The 22563-nt window shown below is 40.2% G+C and carries 23 protein-coding genes and 1 tRNA gene; 13 read left to right on the forward strand and 11 right to left on the reverse strand.

The features are described from left to right. Nucleotides 1-104 precede the first annotated feature (104 nt). Nucleotides 105-1172, forward strand: coding sequence for a fatty acid desaturase (locus ACMX3D_RS01195; protein ID WP_482749676.1), 1068 nt, complete (start codon nt 105-107; stop codon nt 1170-1172). Between the two features lie 85 nt (nt 1173-1257). Here the strand turns inward: ACMX3D_RS01195 and ACMX3D_RS01200 are convergent, their stop codons facing one another. The 6 genes from ACMX3D_RS01200 to psbZ all read right to left on the reverse strand — a co-directional run bounded on the left by ACMX3D_RS01200 (nt 1258) and on the right by psbZ (nt 4858). Continuing rightward, nucleotides 1258-2523, reverse strand: coding sequence for a glutamate-5-semialdehyde dehydrogenase (locus tag ACMX3D_RS01200; protein ID WP_482749677.1), 1266 nt, complete (start codon nt 2521-2523; stop codon nt 1258-1260). A 4-nt stretch (nt 2524-2527) separates the two neighbouring features. Then, on the reverse strand, nt 2528-2935 hold the full coding sequence (locus tag ACMX3D_RS01205) for a hypothetical protein (RefSeq protein WP_482749678.1): 408 nt from the start codon (nt 2933-2935) through the stop codon (nt 2528-2530). A 148-nt stretch (nt 2936-3083) separates the two neighbouring features. Further along, nucleotides 3084-3212: a hypothetical protein gene (locus ACMX3D_RS01210; RefSeq protein ID WP_482749679.1), complete on the reverse strand. Its 129-nt coding sequence runs from the start codon at nt 3210-3212 to the stop codon at nt 3084-3086. 374 nt (nt 3213-3586) lie between these two features. After that, nucleotides 3587-3658 (reverse strand) — tRNA-Gly (locus ACMX3D_RS01215). Nucleotides 3659-3845: 187 nt separating this feature from the next. Then, complete coding sequence (ribH, locus tag ACMX3D_RS01220; protein WP_482749680.1) at nt 3846-4403, reverse strand: 6,7-dimethyl-8-ribityllumazine synthase; 558 nt, start codon at nt 4401-4403, stop codon at nt 3846-3848. Nucleotides 4404-4669: 266 nt separating this feature from the next. Beyond that, on the reverse strand, nt 4670-4858 hold the full coding sequence (gene psbZ / locus ACMX3D_RS01225) for a photosystem II reaction center protein PsbZ (protein WP_482749681.1): 189 nt from the start codon (nt 4856-4858) through the stop codon (nt 4670-4672). Between the two features lie 183 nt (nt 4859-5041). On the opposite strand from psbZ, the gene ACMX3D_RS01230 reads away from it, so the two are divergent. The 5 genes from ACMX3D_RS01230 (at nt 5042) to ACMX3D_RS01250 (ending at nt 13127) form a co-directional block, all read left to right on the forward strand. After that, nucleotides 5042-7741, forward strand: a complete 2700-nt coding sequence (locus ACMX3D_RS01230; protein WP_482749682.1) for a CBS domain-containing protein — start codon at nt 5042-5044, stop codon at nt 7739-7741. A gap of 23 nt (nt 7742-7764) precedes the next feature. After that, nucleotides 7765-8358: a Uma2 family endonuclease gene (locus tag ACMX3D_RS01235; RefSeq protein ID WP_482749683.1), complete on the forward strand. Its 594-nt coding sequence runs from the start codon at nt 7765-7767 to the stop codon at nt 8356-8358. A 535-nt stretch (nt 8359-8893) separates the two neighbouring features. Next, nucleotides 8894-10459, forward strand: coding sequence for a ribosomal protection-like ABC-F family protein (gene abc-f / locus ACMX3D_RS01240; protein WP_482749684.1), 1566 nt, complete (start codon nt 8894-8896; stop codon nt 10457-10459). 356 nt (nt 10460-10815) lie between these two features. Next, on the forward strand, nt 10816-12165 hold the full coding sequence (locus ACMX3D_RS01245; protein WP_482749685.1) for a GTP-binding protein: 1350 nt from the start codon (nt 10816-10818) through the stop codon (nt 12163-12165). Between the two features lie 683 nt (nt 12166-12848). Next, entirely contained in the window at nt 12849-13127 is a 279-nt protein-coding gene (locus ACMX3D_RS01250; protein ID WP_482749686.1) for a CP12 domain-containing protein, read from the forward strand. Here the strand turns inward: ACMX3D_RS01250 and ACMX3D_RS01255 are convergent. The 5 genes from ACMX3D_RS01255 to ACMX3D_RS01275 all read right to left on the reverse strand — a co-directional run bounded on the left by ACMX3D_RS01255 (nt 13124) and on the right by ACMX3D_RS01275 (nt 15754). After that, a complete protein-coding gene (locus ACMX3D_RS01255; protein ID WP_482749687.1) occupies nt 13124-13942 on the reverse strand; it encodes a TlyA family RNA methyltransferase in 819 nt (272 codons plus the stop codon). The two genes, ACMX3D_RS01250 and ACMX3D_RS01255, sit on opposite strands and share 4 nt — an antisense overlap. Nucleotides 13943-14035: 93 nt before the next feature. Then, entirely contained in the window at nt 14036-14464 is a 429-nt protein-coding gene (locus tag ACMX3D_RS01260; RefSeq protein WP_482749688.1) for a type II toxin-antitoxin system VapC family toxin, read from the reverse strand. 2 nt (nt 14465-14466) lie between these two features. Further along, a complete protein-coding gene (locus ACMX3D_RS01265; RefSeq protein ID WP_482749689.1) occupies nt 14467-14676 on the reverse strand; it encodes a hypothetical protein in 210 nt (69 codons plus the stop codon). 138 nt (nt 14677-14814) lie between these two features. Continuing rightward, entirely contained in the window at nt 14815-15180 is a 366-nt protein-coding gene (locus ACMX3D_RS01270; protein ID WP_482749690.1) for a hypothetical protein, read from the reverse strand. A gap of 295 nt (nt 15181-15475) precedes the next feature. Continuing rightward, nucleotides 15476-15754, reverse strand: a complete 279-nt coding sequence (locus ACMX3D_RS01275; protein WP_482752255.1) for a hypothetical protein — start codon at nt 15752-15754, stop codon at nt 15476-15478. Between the two features lie 718 nt (nt 15755-16472). Here ACMX3D_RS01275 and ACMX3D_RS01280 point away from each other — a divergent pair. The 7 genes from ACMX3D_RS01280 (at nt 16473) to ACMX3D_RS01310 (ending at nt 22531) form a co-directional block, all read left to right on the forward strand. Beyond that, nucleotides 16473-16718 carry a DUF433 domain-containing protein gene (locus tag ACMX3D_RS01280; protein ID WP_482749691.1) on the forward strand — a complete coding sequence of 82 codons (246 nt, stop codon included), beginning with the start codon at nt 16473-16475 and terminating at the stop codon, nt 16716-16718. Further along, nucleotides 16715-16936 carry a DUF5615 family PIN-like protein gene (locus ACMX3D_RS01285; RefSeq protein ID WP_482749692.1) on the forward strand — a complete coding sequence of 74 codons (222 nt, stop codon included), beginning with the start codon at nt 16715-16717 and terminating at the stop codon, nt 16934-16936. The genes ACMX3D_RS01280 and ACMX3D_RS01285 overlap by 4 nt, the downstream gene beginning before the upstream one ends. Nucleotides 16937-17106: 170 nt before the next feature. Beyond that, complete coding sequence (locus tag ACMX3D_RS01290; RefSeq protein WP_482749693.1) at nt 17107-17268, forward strand: hypothetical protein; 162 nt, start codon at nt 17107-17109, stop codon at nt 17266-17268. Nucleotides 17269-17392: 124 nt separating this feature from the next. Continuing rightward, the gene (locus ACMX3D_RS01295) at nt 17393-19816 is read left to right on the forward strand and encodes a HEAT repeat domain-containing protein (RefSeq protein ID WP_482749694.1); all 2424 of its coding nucleotides are present in this window, start codon (nt 17393-17395) and stop codon (nt 19814-19816) included. 186 nt (nt 19817-20002) lie between these two features. Continuing rightward, nucleotides 20003-20716: a TIGR04283 family arsenosugar biosynthesis glycosyltransferase gene (locus ACMX3D_RS01300; RefSeq protein ID WP_482749695.1), complete on the forward strand. Its 714-nt coding sequence runs from the start codon at nt 20003-20005 to the stop codon at nt 20714-20716. 244 nt (nt 20717-20960) lie between these two features. Then, nucleotides 20961-21716 carry a TVP38/TMEM64 family protein gene (locus tag ACMX3D_RS01305; protein WP_482749696.1) on the forward strand — a complete coding sequence of 252 codons (756 nt, stop codon included), beginning with the start codon at nt 20961-20963 and terminating at the stop codon, nt 21714-21716. Between the two features lie 35 nt (nt 21717-21751). Then, complete coding sequence (locus ACMX3D_RS01310; RefSeq protein ID WP_482749697.1) at nt 21752-22531, forward strand: TVP38/TMEM64 family protein; 780 nt, start codon at nt 21752-21754, stop codon at nt 22529-22531. The last annotated feature ends 32 nt before the right edge of the window (nt 22532-22563 follow it).

Below are 22563 nucleotides of genomic sequence, written 5' to 3' on the forward strand. Positions count from 1 at the left end.
AATTGCCAGATATTTTTATCTTGCGTGTATACAAGCATCGCAGGTATTGCAGAGGTGAATTTAACCTCAAACAAAGTCCGATTTATATTTCATCAAAGAATCAAGTGCAATCAACTACCATCCCTTTTGACAGTTCTCGTGTCAGTGAAGCTTCTGAGGATACAACTAAACTGCCATTTACTCTTCAGGATTTAAAAACTGCTATCCCAGATGAATGTTTTCAACCGAATGTCAGCAAATCACTGTTTTATTATTTTCGTGACATTCTGATTATTGGTGCGCTATATGCAGTAGCTCATTACCTTGATTCTTGGTATTTCTGGCCTGTTTTTTGGTTAATGCAAGGTACAATGTTTTGGGCTTTGTTTGTCGTCGGACATGACTGCGGTCACCAATCTTTTTCTAAGCATAAATGGCTGAATGACTTGATTGGACATTTATCTCATACACCGATATTAGTGCCTTATCACGGTTGGCGCATCAGCCATAGGACACATCATAAAAATACTGGCAATATCGATAATGATGAAAGCTGGTATCCTGTGACGGAATCGCAATACAAGGAAATGCCTCTGGTACAAAAAATAGGCCGATATTATTTATTTTTATTGGCTTATCCAGTGTATTTATTTAAGCGTTCTCCTAATAAAGAAGGCTCTCACTTTTCACCTAATAGCCCACTCTTCAAACCATCAGAGAAATGGGATGTAATTACTAGTACCGTACTCTGGATTGGTATGGTAGGGTTGTTGGGTTTCCTTACTTATCAGTGGGGTTGGATGTGGTTGTTGAAATACTATGCTGCACCCTACATCGTGTTTGTGATTTGGTTAGATTTGGTGACATTTCTGCATCACACCGACACTGATATTCCTTGGTATCGTGGTGAAGATTGGACTTTCCTTAAAGGTGCAATTTCTAGTATTGATCGCAATTATGGGTTGTTCAATCACATCCATCACGATATTGGGACTCACGTTGCACACCACATCTTCTTAAATATTCCTCACTACAATTTGTTGAAGGCGACTGAGTCGATAAAACCTGTTATGGGTGAGTACTACCGCAAGTCTGAGGAACCAATTTGGCAAGCTTTATGGCGTTCTTGCGTTAGCTGCCATTTTGTCCCTGATACTGGCGGGAAGGTGTATTACACATCTAACAATAAATAATCCCTAGATTTAAAATTCTGAGATTATACAAAAAAGTCCGCCTAGGCGGACTTTTTTTAGCCTTACGAATAGGCCCAGCAATTTTCTAAAACCTGCCATTGCCTTGTACGATATGCTTGACCGTAGTCAAGGTTTCTAGGCTAATAAATCCGCGTCGGTGGCCTTTTTGGTTAGACATCCCTAAAAAAACTGAGTCTCCGCGCGAAGGGTTACGGGAGAAACGCGGGGTAGTGTTGATGTAGGTAGAAGCGCTGTTGACCCCTAAAGCAAACTGCCGACTTTCTTGATAAGATTCAGTCACGATACAGTCAGCATGACCGCTACTGTGTTGATTAATCCAAGCGATCGCAACTTCTAAGCTATCCACTAGTTTAAAGGCTACTGTCTTAGTTAAGTAGGGACTGCTCCATTCGCTTTCTTTGGCTAGTTGTAATTGGGGGAAGGCTTCAACTAACTCTGCATCACCTTTGATTTCAAAGCCTTTCTCTTTCAAACTATTCCACAGTACAGACAAAGATGATGGCATAGCTTGACGGTGAATTAATACCTTTTCGATAGCATTCACCGGGTCTGGTTCGCTTTGATGGCTGTCGAGAATCATCCAGCGTACCATCTCTAAGCTGCCATTCAGCGACCAGTAAAGGTAACAGTTGCCCATTGCGGACTTTAACACTGGACAAGTTGCTTGTCGCATCACCTGTTGCGCCAGACTGGAACGTCCGTAGGGAATGACTAAATTTATGTATTGGTCTTGGGTAACTAAATCTCGGAGAGAAGCCCCATGTTCGGCAGTCACTAGTTCGACACAACCTGTTGGTAGTCCGACTTCTTCAATGGCATTTTGCAGTACCTCTGCGATCGCCGCGTTAGAATGACTGGCTTCTGCACTACCTTTAAGAATGATACTATTGCCAGTTTTAATACACAAACCTGCGGCGATCGCCCCTAAATCAGGAAACGCCTCATAAATGAAAGCAATAACACCCAAAGCCATTAATTGAGTGTAACTTTGAGAGTCTTCTGGTTGATAGTCAGCGTTCCGCACTCGCCGCAGGGGATCTGAAAGTTCACCCAAGCGTCGGAGAATTTCTACTGTATTTTCTAGTCGTTTCGGGGTGAGTTTCAGCCAGTCTAAAATTAACTCTGGCACTGCCATTTCTTTACTGGCTTCTAAATCCAGAGTATTTGCTTCTAAAATATCATCAAAAGATTGTTCCAGAGCCTGTGCCATTGCCAACACAGCACGACTGCGGTCTACTCCCTTGGTCAACCCCAACTTCAGGGAAGCCTGATAAGCGCGTTTAGCGCTTTTCATTGGTTCGGGGTAATCATACAAAACTTCAACAGTCATGGGGTTAACGTCGGTAGGTAAGCCAGACCATAAGTGCTGGCAGGATAGCTAATAGCACTGCCACCATTGCCCAAGCAATAATGCTGGAACCCTTGGCTAATTTCAATGCTAATGGTAGCCAAATAATCACTAGCACAAAAATAATGCCCAGGGCTATTGGCAGATAGCTTTCTCCTAGGCGTGGATGGACAACATTCCAACCATTACCTGTCCAGCGCCAAGCTCGCTTGTAGGGATAAGTAGTTGAAAGTTGTTCTAGGACATGCCCATTATCTTGGACAACAAAGATTTGCTGACAGCGATCGCAGCCAAATGCTTCTGTAAGGGTAATCGGAACTAACCGTCCCCGACGGCGACAGGGACAGGGATATTCCTGGTTAAAGTCAATTTTTTCGGGTTTTTGAGGATGCACAAGCGTTCTACTAACTTGAGCGTGTTTTTCATAAGTTGGAGATTTCCCTCCTCTGCTGAATGCGTTGGGTGTTGGGTCATCTCAGAATCAATCAACTGTTTATATAAATAGCGAAGTTAGGCAAATACTGCCATCATTAACAACAGCATTAATCACCAAGTTTCAGAAAATTGGTATATCTGTCTGTTGTCTTGTTCTGTAGCTGGCAATCTTGTTTAAAGATTTCCGGCGCTGCTTCTGTAGCTTTTAAGGTAATGTAGTTTAGTTTTTTAGGCATTTATTTGCTTACATATCTAATACAATTCTAAGCTTACGCCGCAACTACTCCGAAAACAAACGATTTGGGAAGGCTGCTTTCACAAGCCTGTGATTTTTTGCCAACACTTCCTAATTTCTACCTACCGAGCATTAGACAAAAAGCCGGAGACTTTTTCACCTGATTTTCATTCATCTAATTATTACCTGGAAGTCAACAAGCAAGGCTAACTTCATTACCAACAGGTGCGATTTACCTAATCACGCTGCTATTCAACCAGCTAATTCTGAATCTAGTGTAATCTACCCAAAAAATAGTGTGCTAAAGTCAAACGCTAACTGCTTGGGTGGCAAATGTACTTGCTTTAGTCATCAGAACTGAACTCTTTTTTGAAGAGCGGGTAACGCGATTCGAACGCGCGACATCAACCTTGGCAAGGTTGCGCTCTACCACTGAGCTATACCCGCAAACCTGACATTATTTATATTGTCAGATATTTTTTGATTTGTCAACCCCTAATTTTTAGTCAATAGTCATTTGTCTTTTGCCCTTGTTCATTAGACCATTGACCCCTTCGGGGTTCGCCAGTCGCTCATGAGGGAAACCCCCAAGACCGCGCTGGCTCACTATTGACCATTGACTCTTGACTCTTGACTACTGACTGTTGATGATTGACTCTTGACCGTGAGCAGCAGGCAAAGATTGGGGATTTAAAGTGTACGGTTCTGCGAGGTTAGAGCGTAATTTCCGCATGAGACTTGCCATTTCTAAGGCGTTCATAGCATAATCCCAACCATGATTAGCTTTAATCCCTGCCCGTTCTAGGGCTTGCTGCATTGTGTCTACTGTCAAAATACCAAAAATCACCGGAACTCCGGTTTGAAAGCTGGCGGCGGCAATGCCTTTGGCTACTTCCGAAGATACGTAATCAAAATGGGGCGTTTGTCCTCGGATAACTGCACCTAAACAAATGATCGCATCATAACGCTGGGAAAGTGCTAGTTGACGTGCAACAATTGGCACTTCAAAACTTCCCGGAACCCAAACATAATCTACTTGATTACCGTGGGGGTTGGGGTCTACACCATGACGTTTTAAGCAATCTTGACATCCTTCCAGCAGCTTTGCAGTAACAAGGTCATTAAATCGACCAATAACCAATGCGAAACGCAAGGGTTCAGTTTGAGTAAAAGTTCCCTCAAAAACTGCCATGACTGCCTCTTAATCAACTATACTCTTGCCAATATACATTCCTTCTTTGCAGATGGCTGAGATGAAGCACACAATTATGGGAAAGTGCTGAGTGCTGAGTATTGAGTATAGAGCTAGTTTATTTAAGATTTTGAGCCATCAATGCTGTCCTAACATATTTCACGGCAGCTACAACCACAAAAAATAAGAAAAAAGGTAAATTGATCAATTTACCTTTTTCTTTTGCCATCAGGTTTATGCTATTTTCTTAGACTATTGTCAAGCGCTTAGACCACAAAAAAGTTTAATATACCAACCAAAAGTACTAAGGCAATCCAGACTCCAGAACCTAGCCATAATAATCTTTTAGATTCAACCCAGTTTTGAGGGGTAGCATAGGCAACGGGAACGCCAACAACCAATACAAAGGACATCAAAACGAGAGCTACTAAAGCGAACTGGAATACTATGGTCATTTTTACTTCTCCCAAGACAGCGTAATACTAAAGATAGAATATCCTAAAGGGCGACACTGACAGTTTTTCCTTATTTGTTAACCTAGCAGAAATTGCTACACTTTGGTCAATAGTCCAAGGTCAATAGTCCATAGTCCAAATGTTGACTTTTGATTCTTGACTCTTGACTTTTGACTTTTAACTATGGACTTAATTCTTTGCCACACAACAGCTGATTTTGATGCCCTAGGGGCGGCGGTAGGTTTAACGTGCTTGCTACCGGGAAGTAAGATTGTATTGACAGGCGGCGCACATCCACCTGTAAGAGATTTTTTAGCGTTACATCGGGATGAGTATCCGTTAATTGAACGACGTTCAGTGAATCCGCAAACAATTCGTTCAATTACTGTGGTGGATACACAACATCGCGATCGCCTGGGTAAGGCCGCTGAGTGGTTAGATTTACCCAGTGTGAAAGAAATTGTAGTTTATGACCATCATTTAGGGCAAGAGGGTGATATTCCGGCGACGCAAGTGCATATTGCCCCGGTGGGAGCTTGCACAACTTTAATGGTGGAGCAGTTGCAACAACAGCAAATTTCTCTCACACCAGCCCAAGCTACAGTTATGGCTTTGGGTATCCATGTTGATACAGGTTCTTTAACTTACGATTTATCAACAGCCAGGGATGCTTTAGCTTTGGCTTGGTTGATGGAACAAGGCGCAAGTTTACCAGTAATTTCTACTTACCGCGACCCTGGTTTATCGCCGCAGTTGCAACAGTTATTAACGACAGCGCTGCAAAACTTAGAATATCTTTGTTTACGCGGTTATACCATTGCTTGGGTAACTTTAAAAACTGTTGAATTTGTCCCAGGGTTATCAAGTTTAGCATCACAACTGGTAGAGTTAAGCGAAATTGATGCTTTATTGTTAGCCAATGTATATCCATTAGGGGACGATGATTCACGATTGACAGTGATTGGGCGATCGCAAATTCCTGGTGTCAATCTTAACTTGTTATTTCAACCTTACGGCGGTGGTGGACATTCTCAAGCTGCATCGCTGAACATGCGGGGAGTCGATATACAAGCAACCTTAGAACAACTTTTAGATAATTTAAAAGCCTCTATTCCCCATCCTCTCACCGCCAGAGATTTAATGTCCTCCCCAGTCCGCACCATTCGCCCCGAAACTACTATTGAAGAAGCACAGCGGATTTTATTACGTTACGGACATTCTGGTTTATCTGTAGTCGATGCCCAAGGACAGTTAGTAGGTATTATTTCGCGGCGAGATTTGGATATTGCCTTTCATCACGGCTTTAGTCATGCACCCGTCAAAGGTTACATGACTATCAATCTTAAAACCATCACCCCAGATACTACCCTGCCACAAATCGAGTCGCTGATGGTGACTTATGATATCGGACGCTTACCAGTATTAGAAGACGGGCAATTAGTTGGTATCGTCACCCGTACCGATGTCTTACGCGAGTTACATCAAAACAGTGAGGAGTTTCAAAGTTTAACTCCTCAAAACTCAGCACTCAGCACTCAGCACTCAGCACTTAACATCGCGTCACGTCTTGCACCTCAACTGTGGCAATTACTAACCAAAGCATCCCAAGCAGCAGAAAAACGCGGTTGGCATCTTTATCTTGTTGGTGGCGCTGTGCGGGACTTGCTGTTAGCCCAAACAGCCGACAAATTAATGATTAAGGATATTGATTTAGTCGTAGATGGCTTCCACAAATCAGCAGATGTTGGTGCTGGGGTGGAACTTGCGAAAGCCTTACAAGATATTTACCCAGATGCACGTTTAGAAATTCACGGTGCTTTTCAAACAGCGGCTTTATTGTGGCACAAAGACCCAGAATTAGATTCATTGTGGGTGGATATTGCCACTGCTAGAACAGAATTTTATCCTTACCCGGCAGCTAACCCAGAAGTTGAGGCGAGTTCTATTCGCCAAGACTTGTATCGTCGAGATTTTACCATCAACGCAATGGCACTGCGGCTGACTTCCCCCCGCGCTGGGGAATTACTCGATTTCTTTGGTGGTTTACTGGATTTACAAGCAAAGCAAATTCGGGTTTTACACGCCAACAGTTTTATTGAAGATCCTACCCGAATTTATCGCGGTGTGCGCTTTGCCGTCCGCTTCGGATTTGATTTTGAACCACAAACAGAACAATATATCCGCTATGCCATTAACAGTGGTGTTTACGATCGCACTTCTCAAAACAATAGCAGAACTCCAGCTTTGCAAACGCGGCTGAAAACAGAATTAAAACATATCTTAGAAGCACCTTATTGGAAATCGGCTTTGCAATTACTCGATAACTTGCAAGCTTTGCAGTGCATTCATCCTACCCTTACCTTAGATGCAGAACTCCTGCGTCAACTGCGGTTATTAGAACGGTGTTTGCAAAGATTTGACCCACAACTAACACTTGTCCATTGGCAAATGCGCCTAGAAGCTTTAATTGCTCATTTAGCACCAAAATATAGGACAAAAGTAGCAAAAAATTTGCAATTACAAGAAGATAGCATTCATCGCTTGCAAAATTTAGCCCCAGCCCAAGCAGAGGTTATGGAATTGTTGCCTCAGTTGCAGCGTCCCAGTCAAGTTGTGCAGTTGCTGAAAAAGTATGACTTGCCAATGCTAATTTTAATTGCTTTGCAAAGTCCGCGATCGCTCAGAAGAAAAATCTGGCATTACTTAACAGTACTGTCTCACATCCAACCAATTTTAAACGGTAATGACCTGAAGAAATTAGGCTACAAACCAGGCCCCCAATATCGCCAAATCCTTGATGCTATCCTTGCAGCTACATTAGATAGGGTAATTACAAATAAAACAGAAGCAGAAGAATTTTTAACTACAAATTATCCCAAATAACCAGTTATTTTCCATATCAAATTATGCAAATCCAAACACCAAAAAAACACTTCACTCCAGAAGAATACCTCCAACTAGAAGAAACCTCTGAAATTAAAAATGAATACTACGATGGAGAAATTGTACCAATGGCAGGCGGGACTACTAACCATAACGAAATAGCAGGTAATTTTTACGCCAATTTTAAACTGAAGATGCGAGGAAAAAATTACAAAATCTACATGGGTGATGTTAGATTGTGGATACCTCGTTACCGAATATATACTTATCCCGATGTCATGATCATTGAAGGAGAACCAATATATGAAGGAACTGGCACGACTACAGTTACCAACCCTTCAATAATTATAGAAGTATTATCTAAATCAACAGAGAATCATGACAGAACCAATAAATTTAGATTTTATCGTTCTATTCCCACATTCAAAGAATATATTATTGTTGACCAATATGAATACTTGGTTGAGCAGTATGCTAAAAATGCTAATAGTCAATGGGTATTAACAGAACACGAATCACGAGATGCGATGTTATTACTCCAGACAATAGAGTTTGAAATTTCTATAAATGATATTTATGAAGGCGTAAATTTGCCAGCAGTAGGAGAACAAGTTTAAGCTTGGCTGAGGTTTGCCGCATTGACTATTGTATTGGTGAAAATATAACTTAACTAATCGTTATCTTTCCGAAATCATTTTGTGCTACACTGTAGTCTATATTAAACCGCATCACGTCATTATCGAGATAGCTGAAATGAAGTAGTACCATACAAGAATTGTCAAAAAAATAGATACGCCAAGTTTGACAGGGTTACTTCACAATAGTCATGAGCTAAAAATATTGTTTTTATCCTAGATAATTTGAATTTATCCGCATCCATCTGCGGTTAATTCTTCATGCAGATGCGTAGTGATTTACTACGTCTGAATTTTTTGTTTATATCGGTTATTGGTTGGGTAAAGTACATTTTTTACCTCTCTCCAAACCTCTCTCCTACAAGGAGAGAGGCTTTGAGTCTGACTCCCCTTCCCTTGTAGGGAAGGGGTTGGGGGTTAGGTTTGTATTAGACTCAACTGCAAACGGCTGTATTTATTTCACCCGTAATCTTCGTGCCTAAACGGGTGAAAGCTGATGTATTGAGGTTTGGTAAGAATGCAGAAAAAATCAATATTAATCGCTGAGAATTTAAGTTATGAATTCAGCGAGATGCAGCCCTTGTTTCAAGGAATTCAAGGAAGTATTGCAGTAGGAGATCATATTGCCCTTGTTGGTCGAAATGGTATTGGAAAATCAACACTTTTAAAAATACTGACAGGACAAATTCATCCTAATGCTGGTTCTGTATTGCGGCATGGTGCTGTTTACTATTTACCGCAAATTAGCACTATTCAACAAACAATTAATGCAGATACAGTGTTGAATTATTTAATTTCTATCTCTGATGAGTGGTGGCAGATTGAAGAAATTTTACAAACACAATTCAACACAAACATTGATTTATCATTGCCAATAGCTAATTTAAGTGGCGGAGAACTGACAAAATTATTTTTGGCAATTGGTTTATTGCAACAACCAAATTTGCTGTTACTCGATGAACCAACAAATCATCTAGATTTACCAGCATTAGAAAGCTTGAGACAGTTTCTTTTAGAATTTTCTGGGGCTTATGTAATTGTTTCTCACAAACCTTTTTTCTTAGATCAGGTAACTTCTGTTACCTGGGAACTGACTCCTAATAAATTAAAGGTATATGGAGGAAATTTCTCTGACTATCGCCAACAAAAAGAACTAGAATTAGAAGCAGCAATGCGATCGCACGAAGTTGCTAGAAAGGAACTCAAGCGCACCCAAACAGCGGCGATGCAAGAACAGCAACGCGCCGCCCAAACTCAACGCAACGGTCGAGCGAAGTTTCTCAATGGTAGTATTGACAGAATGGCTGCGGGATTAATTAAAACCAAAGCCGAAGCTTCATCTGGAACAGCTAAAAAAAAGCATGAAGCATCTGTTGCTAAAGCTACTCAAAAAGTTACCGAGACAAAGATTAAAACTACCAAAGTCACGAGTATTAATTTAGAGGAAAGAAATCACAAACACCGGAATTTGATTGATATTCAAGGTGCAAATCTTTGGGTAGCTAATCACTTACTAGTTAAAAACATTCAGCTGCATATTTCTTCAGGTGAACGTATTGCCATTGTTGGGGCAAATGGTTCTGGTAAATCGACTTTAGCCAAAGCCATTCTGGGGATGGATAAGGAAACAGTAGTTTTAGAGTCGGGTGAGATTTTGATTGCACCAGCGATGAAAGCTGTATATCTCGACCAAACTTATCAACTGATCAATCGCCAGCAGACAATTCTGGAAAATATGCAATCTGCCAATCCTAATCTTAGCTATCAGTTATTGCGGCAACAATTAGGACACTTCTTATTTAAATATGATGACGTTCACAAATCGGCATCGGTGTTAAGTGGCGGTGAATTGGCTAGACTTGCGATCGCAATTATTAGTATCTCAGAAATTGATTTGCTAATTCTCGATGAGCCGACGAATAATTTAGATATTGAAACTGTAGAACAAATGGTCATCGGCATCAATGAATATCAAAGCGCTTTATTGGTAATTTCCCATGATATTGATTTCCTTAGTCGCATCAATATTAACCAAAGTATGCAAGTGAAACAGCAAGGTTTACAAAGGTTTACAAATGACTAGCTATTTACCACATCAACTTGAGGAATATTATCAAGAGGTTTTGGGATGATTAGTTATTGTGCATCTATACTTTTCGTTTAGAATACCAATTCAGTAATAGTGGAAGAACCTCTCCCCCAACCCCTCTCCGAGGCGGAGAGGGGAGTAAGACTCAAAGCCTCTCTCCTACAAGGAGAGAGGTTTGGAGAGAGGTCAAAAATTTACTGCATCCAACCGAGAACTGCTATATTCTTATCTAAAGCTTATTGCCGCATAAGTAGATTTCAGAAGTTGACAAATAACACAGACAAGCTGGAAATTAAAGCAGAATAGAGATATAGCGTGTTATTTGTTCAACCTTTAATCAAGCTAACTTTGTGCGTAATCTGGAAGAAACACATTTAAACCGCGCCCGCGCCAGTCTCCGACAGGCGTTATCTTGGTATGGATATCTTCGCAAGTCAGGGCAGTTATCATCCAACCCAGAATTGGCAGGTTTGGTGAAGCCGGAATTAGAGACGCTGAATGCCACACTCAATAAACTTGATTCTAATTTAATTAACATTGCTGCCTTTGGTTTAGTCAGTCGTGGCAAATCAGCAGTATTGAATGCTTTGCTGGGAGAGAAGATTTTACAAACTGGGCCTTTAAATGGGGTAACTCAATGGCCGCGTTCTGTGAGATGGCAACCACCAGGCGGCAAGATAGTCGTAGAGTTAATTGATACTCCCGGATTGGATGAAATTGCTGGGGAATCACGGGCGCAAATGGCGCGAGAGGTGGCGCGTCAGGCAGATTTAATTTTATTTGTTGTGTCTGGTGATATTACTCGAACTGAATATCAAGCATTACTGGAATTACGCCAAGCACAAAAACCTTTGATTTTGGTATTTAACAAAATTGACCTTTACCCAGATACAGACCGCGCCACAATTTATCAAAATTTAAAACAACTTGGTGCAGGACATCATCAAGCAAAGCCTTTGTTACCTGATGAAATTGTGATGGTAGCGGCGGAACCTGCACCGATGGAAGTGCGGGTGGAATGGCCGGATGGGCGTGTTAGTTATGAATGGGAAACACCACCACCACAAATTGAAGAACTTCAGCAGACAATTTTGAATATTCTTAATCGTGAAGGTCGATCGCTTTTGGCTTTAAATGCACTTGTGCAAGCACGGGAAGCTGAAGCTACTATCGCCCAAAAAACTCTTGATATACGCGAACAAGAAGCAGAAGCAATTATTTGGCAATTTACTAAGTATAAAGCTTTAGCTGTCGCCCTCAACCCGATCGCTTTTTTAGATATTCTTGGTGGAACTTTTGCCGATTTAGCATTGATTCGGGCTTTGGCGCGGTTGTATGGTTTACCAATGACTAGCTATGAAGCAGGAAAAATTTTCAAAACTATTTTGTTGAGTTCTGGTGGTTTATTACTAGGAGAATTAGGCAGTAGTTTTGTATTAGGATTAGGTAAAAGTACTGCGGCGATCGCAAGTGGTGATAACCCAGCTAATATTACTGGCTTTGCTGGTAGTGCGATCGCTCAAGCTGGAATTGCTGGTTATGGTGCTTACGCTGTGGGAAAAGCCGCGCAGGTTTATCTTGAAAAAGGCTGCACTTGGGGACAATTAGGCGCTAGTACTGTGATTCAAGAAATTCTTTCGGAAGTTGACCAAAATACAATTCTGTATCGTTTGCAACAAGAATTAGGACTGAAATATTGAGAATTTCTAAGAATTATTTACCTAATTGTTGCTGTTCATAAGCCTTCGTCAACTTGTATCAAATTCTGCTGATAATTCCGTTTGATTGCCAATTTAGACGGCAACATTAAAGTATGAAGTGTAAAGTCTGAAGTATGAAGTGTGTAGACGCTTTTAGAGGATGTTTGGAAAGTCATGAAAGATACTAAAAACCCCTCTCCAAACCTCTCACGCCAGTTGCTACAACGGGGGGAACCCCCGCAACGCACTGGCTCCCTTGCAAGGAGAGAGGCTTTAAAACCCCCCTTCCCTTGTAGGGAAGGGGGGCTTGGGGGGTTAGGTTTTTCAGATTTTGATGTTAACAATAATACTTTTCAAACAACCTCTTAGCGGCTTGCCGCAAGCTAGTATGAAATTTATAGTTGGGTGCAGCTATGTTGAAGCTAGAAAAATAATTGTTTCTAACATTCAGCCTCGTACACAGCTATAGGTTTTACACTTTCAGCCTTCAGACTTCACACTTCAGATTGCTTACCTTTTTGCATCAAAAGTGACAAGAGGGAAATCCCAATCAATTTAGTTTATTAAAAGCGGTTTTCACCACCGCAATCTTTTTTTAGCTTATCTAAACTAGAAGTGTTAGCTTCTGTATGAATCAGCAGCGCACACTAATCTCTATCTCAGTAAACAAAGGTAAATTTTTCATGACAGCAACCTACGACAGATTCGACACTGTAAATCACTCTGAGCAAAATGGAACTAAAACCATTGAGCAAGCAATTTTAGAAGCGATCGCAGACGCTCGCTCAACTTGTGAAATGAACGGCGATGGTTCTCCTAACTGTGCTGTAGCTTGGGATATCGTTGAAGAATTACAAGCCGAAAAGTCTCATCAACAACAAGCAAAACAACGCAAAACTTCTCTAGAATCCTTCTGTGACAGCCACCCAGACGCGCTAGAGTGTCTCATCTACGATGTTTAATTCTCGCGGAAATCAGCAATGGCTGATTTCGTCAATTGCTTAATAGCATCTAAATTTGGCGGTGGTGTTTCACTTTCCATTCCTAACCATAAAAGATATTCGACATTCCCAGCCGGGCCTGTAATTGGCGACCAAGTTAAGCCTTTGTATTTCCAGCCTAATTGATTTGCGGCTTGTAATACCTGAAAGATAGCATCTGCTTGGTCGTCAGGATCACGTACAACGCCTTTTTTGCCAACACGGGATTTTCCCACTTCAAATTGTGGCTTTACTAGCAACACCGCTTCACGTAGAGGTTGAGTTAATTGCCACAGTGCAGGCAAAATCTTGGTTAAGGAAATAAACGATACATCCACCACCGCCAAATCAGGAATGCGATCGCCTTCACTATACAATTGTTCGGGTTGTAGTTGTCGCAGATTTGTACGCTCTCGCAAAATTACTCTAGAATCATTCCGCAACCGCCAATCAACTTGCCCATAACCGACATCAATACCATAAACTAAACTGGCTCCAGCTTGTAGCAAACAATCAGTAAAGCCGCCTGTAGAAATTCCGCCATCTAAACAAACCCGTCCAACGGTAGGAATGGCAAATATTTCTAATGCTTTTGCTAGTTTATCGCCACCACGAGAAACAAAGCGCGATCGCTCTTTAACTTTGATTTGCGCTGCAATATCTACTTCTGTACCTGGCTTATCAATTATCTGTTCATTAACAGTCACTTCTCCCGCTTGAATTAGTCTTTGGGCTAAAGCGCGAGAAGCACATAAATTTAACTCTACTAATAATGTATCGAGTCTTTGTTTAACCAACGCACTCCGCTTGCTAGATTTAATGAATGAAACGCCCTAGTAAACGTTCTACTATATTATCTGAGCGATCGCCCTTATTATTCAATAAGCTATTTAAACAGTCCAATCTTCAATTAACAATCCTGGTACTTTGCTAAAATCCCGGTGATTGCGAGTTAATAAAATTAATTTACGAGATAGAGCGATCGCTGCAATCCGTGCATCCATGCTTGCAAGTTGAATACGTTGAGCTTGTAATTGACTCAATGCAGTAGCCGCCCCAGCATCAAATGTTAACAGCGGTAAAATTTTAAAATCGTTTACCAGACGTACCATCATTTCATAACCCTTAACAAGTTCATTTTTGTTCCGGGCGCGACTAATATATGTATGACTGCCAAGAAGCTGCTCATGAAATGTCACAATTGAAATTGCAAAATCAGATAGCGGATATTGAGCTATCCGAGTTGAAAGATTGAGGTAAGCTGGTGCTGTTTGTCGCTGGATAATGCTGAGATGATCTGTATCCAACAAATATTTCATAGCTAATCTTCAATTTCTATTATTGGCTCGTTGGCTTGACGAATCTCGCGTCCATAAATGAGTATTTCTTCAAACGCAGGCTCATCTTTGAATGAACCTGTAATTTGTTGCAGCCAATTTGTTGATTGAGAAGTTGCTATTTGTTTTTGCAATTCTTTAATTGTCGCTTCCACTCTTGCGAGGCGTTCTTCTAAAGAAGCATTCGTTGACATTTGATATTTTTCCTATTTAAATTACTATACCATTTTGGATTTTAGTACAAAAATAGTAAGGTGCGTTAAGAGTGTAGTCCTAACGCACCGAAAATCTTGTATGGTGTAGAGTTATATATTTTGAGTCTTAGTAGAAATTTATTCTGTGCTTCCTTTCAAGCGAGTGGCTGAACTTTTGCGGATGCGATCGCTTTTGCGAACACCACCAGCCATCTCATATTCAGGACTGTCGTTACCATATTTAAAAGCAACGCCAATTAGCATTTTTTCATTGAGAGCGCCTAATTTTTTTTCTAACTCTTTCATTGCCATTTTGGAAGAGTCAATCACAGCTAGAGCAGTATTATAAGCCTCAATTTTGCTACGATACTGCTCAATTAGTTGTGTCATATTTTGCAAATTGCGCTCGTCACCAAAATCCATATTTGGATCAATTGCTTTCAGTCCAGAGACTCTTAATTCAGCTTTTTCTAAAACGCGGGGTGTGCGTTTTTTCAAAGACATAGCTATTCTCCTAATAATACTTCTATCGGAATCCGGTTTGATTTCTGAAACGATCTACGTAGTCAGGGAACAGGGAACAGGGAACAGGGAAGAAGAAATAAGGCTCTCTAAGGTATACTCAGTTTTTTCTTCAATCAAATATGAGTCATATATAGCTAGTTTGTCTTAAGCTAACGGCATTCCGCGTCAGCAAAATTCACCAATATGTAATATTTATTATCTGATTTTTTAGCTGAAAACTGGTGTTTTTGCTTAAATTTAAAAGACGTTGCATTGCAACGTCTCTACATTTTGCTTACTGCATCAAAATTTGCCTAGTTAAAATAATCATCACCTCGGCTGGATTAGCGGTTGGGAGTAGTGGACTCCAATCTCCGACATTAGCGTAGCCAATTACTTGCAAATAGTGAATTGTACTGGTGACGGCTTTGGGTGAACCAATTAATAAATGTTTGATTGGTTCTCGGTGGGGAAATGGCTGTTGAGAAATTTGATTGAGGATGGAGGAATTGCAATCTTCGCCTAAGAACTGCGCTAATTTTGATTGGGCGAAATTTGGTAATTGTGCCATCATGATATTTATACTCCGTTGTTGGGGTTTGTATAAAGGCGATCGCTTTCTTCTTCGCGGGATTGGGCGATCGCTTTTATCGATGTTAGGGTTTTGATTAGGGCGATCGCTTTCTTCTTCGCGGGATTGGGCGATCGCTTTTATCATGTCTTTCAATATAATGTATAATTTTATACCTGTCAACCAATAAAGCAAAGATTTTTGTTAACAATTTGCTAGTTTTTACAGAGAAAAATTATGTTGCATCAGAGTAATCCTAGTAAGACTACCTAACAGAATTACTGCAATTATGAACAGTTATTTAATTTAGAAAAAATTGAGAATTTGGCTAAGTACAACTACTAAGTGAATATAGAATTTTGGATTGATTACTAACGACAAGGTTCTGTGTTGTGACGACAAGGTTCTGATTACTAACGACAGAGTTCCGTGTCGTGACGACAAGGTTCTGATTACTAACGACAAGGTTTCGTGTCGTGACGACAGGGTTCTGATTACTAACGACAGGGTTTTGTGTTCTGGAAAAATTTAGATCTCAGACTTATCTAATAATTTAAGGAGCTTTTTGTGTACGAGCGATCGCACTTTATAGTAGGGTGTGTTACGGCTACGTCAAAATTTGAGTGTTTAAGAAAATCAAAATTAGCCGTAACGCACCGCCTTTACAGATTTACTGCTATAAAATCTAAATTATTGGCTTGGCTTTAAACAATTTTTGATTATGGACTGGCGACAATATATTCATTCTGACCCCAAAGTATTATTAGGCAAACCTACAGTAAAAGGTACGCGATTATCTGTAGAATTTATACTTGGTTTACTTGCTAATGGTTGGACGGTACAGCAAGTTTTAGAGAACTATCCAACTTTGACACCACAAGCGGTGCAGGCTGTGTTTGTCTTTGTAGCTGAGTGTATGCGAGAGGAATCTTTGTATATGCTACCTTTTGTATCTGAGTCAGCATGATGCGATTTTTAGCCAATGAAAATATCCCAATGATGAGTGTGGTAAGGTTGCGGGATGGTGGTTATGATGTAGCTTATGGTAGCGAAGATGCTCCTGGCGCTGAAGACTTGCTAGTTTTAGAACGGGCTGTACGTGAAGAAAGAATTATCCTAACTTTTGATAGAGATTATGGCGAATTAATTTATAGCAATTCTTGGTTGGGTGCAGTACAGTTTTGACCTCTCTCCAAACCTCTCTCCTACAAGGAGGAGCCACTGCGTTGCGGAGGTTCCCTCCGTTGTAGCAAGTGGCGTAGAGGCTTTAAGTCTTACTCCCCTTCCCTTGTAGAGAAGGGGTTGGGGGTTAGGTCTATATTCTACTCAACTGCAAACCGTTATATAGGTTGCGGATGCCTGTACCAAAAGGTGTGGTTTATTTTCGTTTCTTTCCTGCAACACCAGAAGAGCCAGCACAACTTTTATTAGATTTATTGAATGTTACAGGATTAGTTTTAGAAGGGTATTTTACAGTTTTTGAGCGTACACAATTGCGTCAGCGTCCATTGCCTTAAGAGTAAATTATTCTGAGGATGCTGTAGGTTTATTTGTCTGAATCTAAATTATTTAAGTTAAATTGCGTAATTTAACGCTAAAACACTGTATTCCTAAATAGGATGCACCTAAACAAAGTAGCACATGGAACCGTTAACTACTGCTGCCATATCTGACGACAAGCCGCCTTGCGTCTACGCTCTTGGCTCTGTAGTCAGCACTAAAACCTTACAAAAAACGGGTAAGAAAACAGTTAAAAGATTATTAGCTGTAGGTGCAGTTTCTTTCTCTTGCCTGTGGTTGTCGCTAGTGCCAATGGGTGAAGGATGGGCGCAGACTAACAAAGATGCAGAGATTTCTACTTATATTCAACAGTTAAAAGATAAGGATGTAGAAATTCGCAAAGTTGCTGCTAATGCTTTGGGAAATATGGGACAAGAAGCAAAAGCGGCAATTCCTGCTTTGATTACTGCTTTGCAGTCTGATAAAAATGCAACTGTTCGCTATTATGCAGCTAATGCACTAGTGAATATAGGAGAGGAAACAAAGGCAGCAATTCCTGTGTTGATTAAGGCTTTGCAGTCTGATAAAGATGCAAAGATTCGCTCTTCTGCTGCTGCTGTCTTGGGAAGCATGAGAGGAAAAGCAAAGGCGGCAATTCCCGCTTTGATTAAGGCTTTGCAGTCCGACAAAAATGCTAGTGTTCGCTCCTATGCAGCTAATGCACTAGTGAATATAGGAGAGGAAACAAAGGCGATAATTCCTGTGTTAATTAAGACTTTGCAGTTCGACAAAGATCCAAATGTTCGTGTCAATACTGCTTATGCTTTAGGGCGCATAGGTGAAAGCTTTCAAGACAAAACAGGTACTATGTCTTTTGCCGATTTAGACAAAGCTATAGCAGACTTAGAAACAATACTCAAAACTTTAAAGGATAGCAAAGATAAAAATTTAGATGGCAGCATCACTTATGTCAATCGTTCCCTTGATGCCTTAAAAACCAAAAGACAAACTCGCCTTCTCGATAGAACTTTAGAATGGATGGTGAAACATCCTTGGGTAACAGGAGGATTAATTTACATTATCTTCTTCCCTTCCCTCTGGCTCATCTTATTACGAGTGCGTCCTTTGTGGATATTACACGTCAACAACGCCCTCAAACCTTTATCTAACTTCAAATTACCCGATGTTTTTGGCGGTTTAACTTTCCCTATCCGCACATTATTATTTATCGAATTTTTTAACTATCACCCCAGAGTGCTGGATGCTTGGGTAGAAAAACGCCTCGACTCTGCCAAGCAAGGATTTAACAAAAAGAAAACAGTTACAGAACGTTCTGTTTATGTCCCCATTCCCGTAATTTTAGATAATAACAATCTCGCGCAACTGACAGCCACAGATTTACAACCAATATTTAACCAAAAACGCGCAACATTGTTAATTTGGGGAGAAGGTGGCGCAGGTAAAACGAGTCTGGCTTGTACTTTGGCGCAATGGGCAATGAATGACAATGAAACTCATCGCCTTGCTAAACACCGGATGTTACCAGTATTAATTGAACAAGAATTAGATCATCCCTTAAAAGAAACTATCGGCGGACAATTGCAAGCACTAATTAGTGAAGCTCAAGCAATCGACAATGAATTATTAACCAACTTACTCCGCCAACGCCGGATTTTAGTCATAATAGATCACTTTTCAGAAATGGGTGAAGCGACACGTAACAAAATTCATCCAGCCGAAACAGATTTCCCGGTAAACGCCCTCATTGTCACTTCTCGCTTAGAAGAAAAACTAGACGAAGTACCCAAAACCACAATTCAACCGTTGCGTGTTGCAGGTGATAAACTCTCATCTTTTATGGAAGCGTATTTAACCCAACGTTGCAAACGTGATTTGTTTACCGATGTGGAATATTTTGATGCTTGTCGTCGTCTTTCATTGATGGTAGGACAACGCAATATTACCGTATTGCTGGCGAAACTTTATGCTGAACAAATGATTGCCACAAAAGAAGGAACAGCGATTGATTTACCAGACAATATTCCTGATTTAATGTTGGCATATCTCAACGAACTAAATCGAGATAAATTAGAAACTGAACCAAATAATCGCACTGTACAAAGAGACGCTAAGGTAATTGCTTGGCAATGTTTAAAAACAACTTTTCGTCCTACATCTGCTAAATTAGAAGATATTTTAACAGCCCTTGATGACAGCGACACAGCACCAGAACGTTTACAATATTTAGAAAAACGTTTGCAATTAATTCAAACAATCGGTGCAGCACAAGATAAAATTCGCTTGGCATTAGATCCATTAGCAGAATATCTCGCTGGTTTATATTTAATAGATACCTACGCTTCAGATACAACATCTTGGCAAGATTTTCTTACACAAGTTAACGCTATATCAGATGTGGAATTAATTAAAGGTTTTCTGTTAGCTGTGCGAGATTGTTGTTTAGCAAAAGGTAAAGAAGCCGGAGTTCCAGACTTTGTAGCGGATGAATTAGCGTTGAAGACTAATTTAACTACGCCAGCACCTGTGGTATTAATTAATTCTTAATTTGTACTTTGTAATTATGTGATGTTTACAACGTGAGAAATTCAGATCTCTGACTTCTTAAAGAAGTCGGGGATCTAGTTTCATCAATAATCAAGGTGCGATGGTTTTGCAGTAGGCGATCGCTATGATGATAATTTCATCTTAAATAACTGTAGTATGCTTACATGAAGCGTGTAAATCATACTAATGAGTTTGGTAAACCTGACTACTGCTAAAGTTTCAATTATTATTCCCACTCTCAACGAAGCCGGGAATATAAAAGGAGCGATCGCCAGCACTCAATCTAGTACAAATATAGAAGTGATTATAGTTGATGGTGGCTCTAGTGATGACACAATAGCAATTGCTCAATCATTAGGTGCTAAAGTTATTTCATCATCTCCCGGTCGTGCGGTGCAAATGAATGCGGGTGGGGCGGTGGCGAGTGGCGAGATATTGTTGTTTCTTCATGCAGATACTCGTTTACCAGTTGGGTTTGATGCTTTGATACGCACAGCACTGCAACAGCCTGGAAGTATAGCTGGTGCGTTTGATTTGCAGATTGATGCTTCAGCTTTTGGTTTAAGATTGGTGGAATTGGGGGTAAAATGGCGATCGCGCTTTTGGCAAATGCCCTACGGTGATCAAGCAATATTTGTAACTCAAGAAATATTCCAGCAAATTGGTGGTTTTCCTGAATTACCCATCATGGAAGACTTTGAATTAATTCAGCGGTTAAAATCTACTGGTTGCATTACAATTATCAACACACCAGTAGTTACTTCTGCACGGCGATGGTTGCAGAAAGGAATTTTGAAAACTACAATACTGAATCAAATTATTGTTTTTGCTTACTTATTTGGAGTTTCACCAACGCGAATTCGTAATTGGTATCGCCGGGAAAAATTTACCAGGATTTAAGCTATTTCTCATTTAAAGAGTATTGATTCATGCAAGATTATGTGTAGGATAATAGAACGCGAATGAATTGATAACTTATCTAGAGAATACACAATATAGTTCTATAGGACGCATATTTGATTAGTGAAAAAAATCAGTACATAAATAAATTTCCTATTATCTGTTCCCCGTTCCCTGTTCCCTACCTACACAAGGATTTTCAGTAATCAAATCGGATTCCTATAGGATTTACTGAGTAAATATCATGATGACAAAATCAAAGTCAAGATTTGATGGTAAACTCAAATTTTTACTATTAAGTGTGTTTGTCGCTGCATTAATCATTGCTGGTAGATTCTTCAACTTTCAAACAATTTTTCATGCTTTGGTTACCCAAGTCAACAGTCTTGGAGTTTGGGGTGCTGTTGCTTACATAGGTATTTATAATTTAGCAACATTACTATTTATTCCAGGTTCGGTTTTAACTTTAAAAGCTGGTTGTTTATTTGGCTTAGTTTGGGGTTCAATTTACGTACTCATTGCGGCGATTATCGGTGCAACGTTAGCATTTCTCATTGGACGTTATTTATCACGAGATTGGGTATCACGGCAAATTGAGAAGCATCCTAAATTAAAAGCCATTGATTTAGCAGTTGCCAAAGAAGGATGGAAAATTGTTTTGTTAACGCGGTTATGTCCGCTGTTTCCATTCAACTTATTAAATTATGCTTTTGGTGTAACGCAAGTTTCTCTCAAAGATTATATACTAGGTTCTTTCGGGATTATTCCAGGGACAGTCATGTATGTCTATACTGGGACACTCGCTAAAAATTTAGCCATGACGAATATGCCAAGTCAAGCACTCACACCAGAAGCCCGAACTTATCAACTAATTATGCAAGGAATTGGATTAATCGCTACTGTGGCTGTAACTATTTATATTACTAAAGTAGCGCAAAAAGCTTTAGCTCAAAGTATGGCAGTGGCAGAAACAGTTCAAGAACAAAACAAAAAACATTAAATGATTAATTATCGGCAGTTTATTTAAACTATAAAATGAACAACATATTTTTATTAAAATTTGGAAATTTGCCAACATTAATTAAATTGTGCCAGTTACCAATATTAGCTCTGATAGCTGTGGCGATCGCCATATCATTTCACCCAGAATCTGCCCTAGCACAAACAGCAGCACCAACAACTTCCTTCAACCCGCAAGCAATATTACGTAATGCTTTGCAATGGATTGATAACCTAGGAACAGTAGGCGCATTAGCCTTTATTGGACTTTATATTATTGCTACCGTTGCTTTCTTACCTGGTTCAATTCTTACCTTGGGTGCTGGTGTTGTTTTTGGTGTAGTTTGGGGGTCTTTGTATGTGTTTGTTGGTGCAACTATTGGCGCTACAGCAGCATTTTTAGTCGGACGTTATTTAGCCAGAGGTTGGGTTGCTAGTAAAATAGCAGATAATCAAAACTTCGCAGCAATTGACCGAGCCGTAGGTAGAGAAGGATTAAAAATTGTTTTATTAACTAGGCTTTCTCCTGTATTTCCGTTCAATTTATTAAACTATGCCTTTGGTGTCACAGGAGTTTCATTAAAAGATTACTTTATTGGTTCTGTAGGCATGATTCCTGGCACAATTATGTATGTTTATATTGGTTCCTTAGCTGGGAATTTGGCACTAATTGGTACTGAAGGTCAACCAAGTAACCCAACTCTACAATGGGCAATTCGCATAATTGGTTTTATTGCCACAGTTGCAGTTACAGTTTATGTTACCCGCATAGCCCGGAAAGCTTTAGCAGAAGAAAGTACAAAGTATGAAGTATGAAGTCTGAAGTCTAAAGTCTGAAAGATAAACTT

Source organism: Anabaena sp. TISTR 8404 (assembly GCF_056847745.1).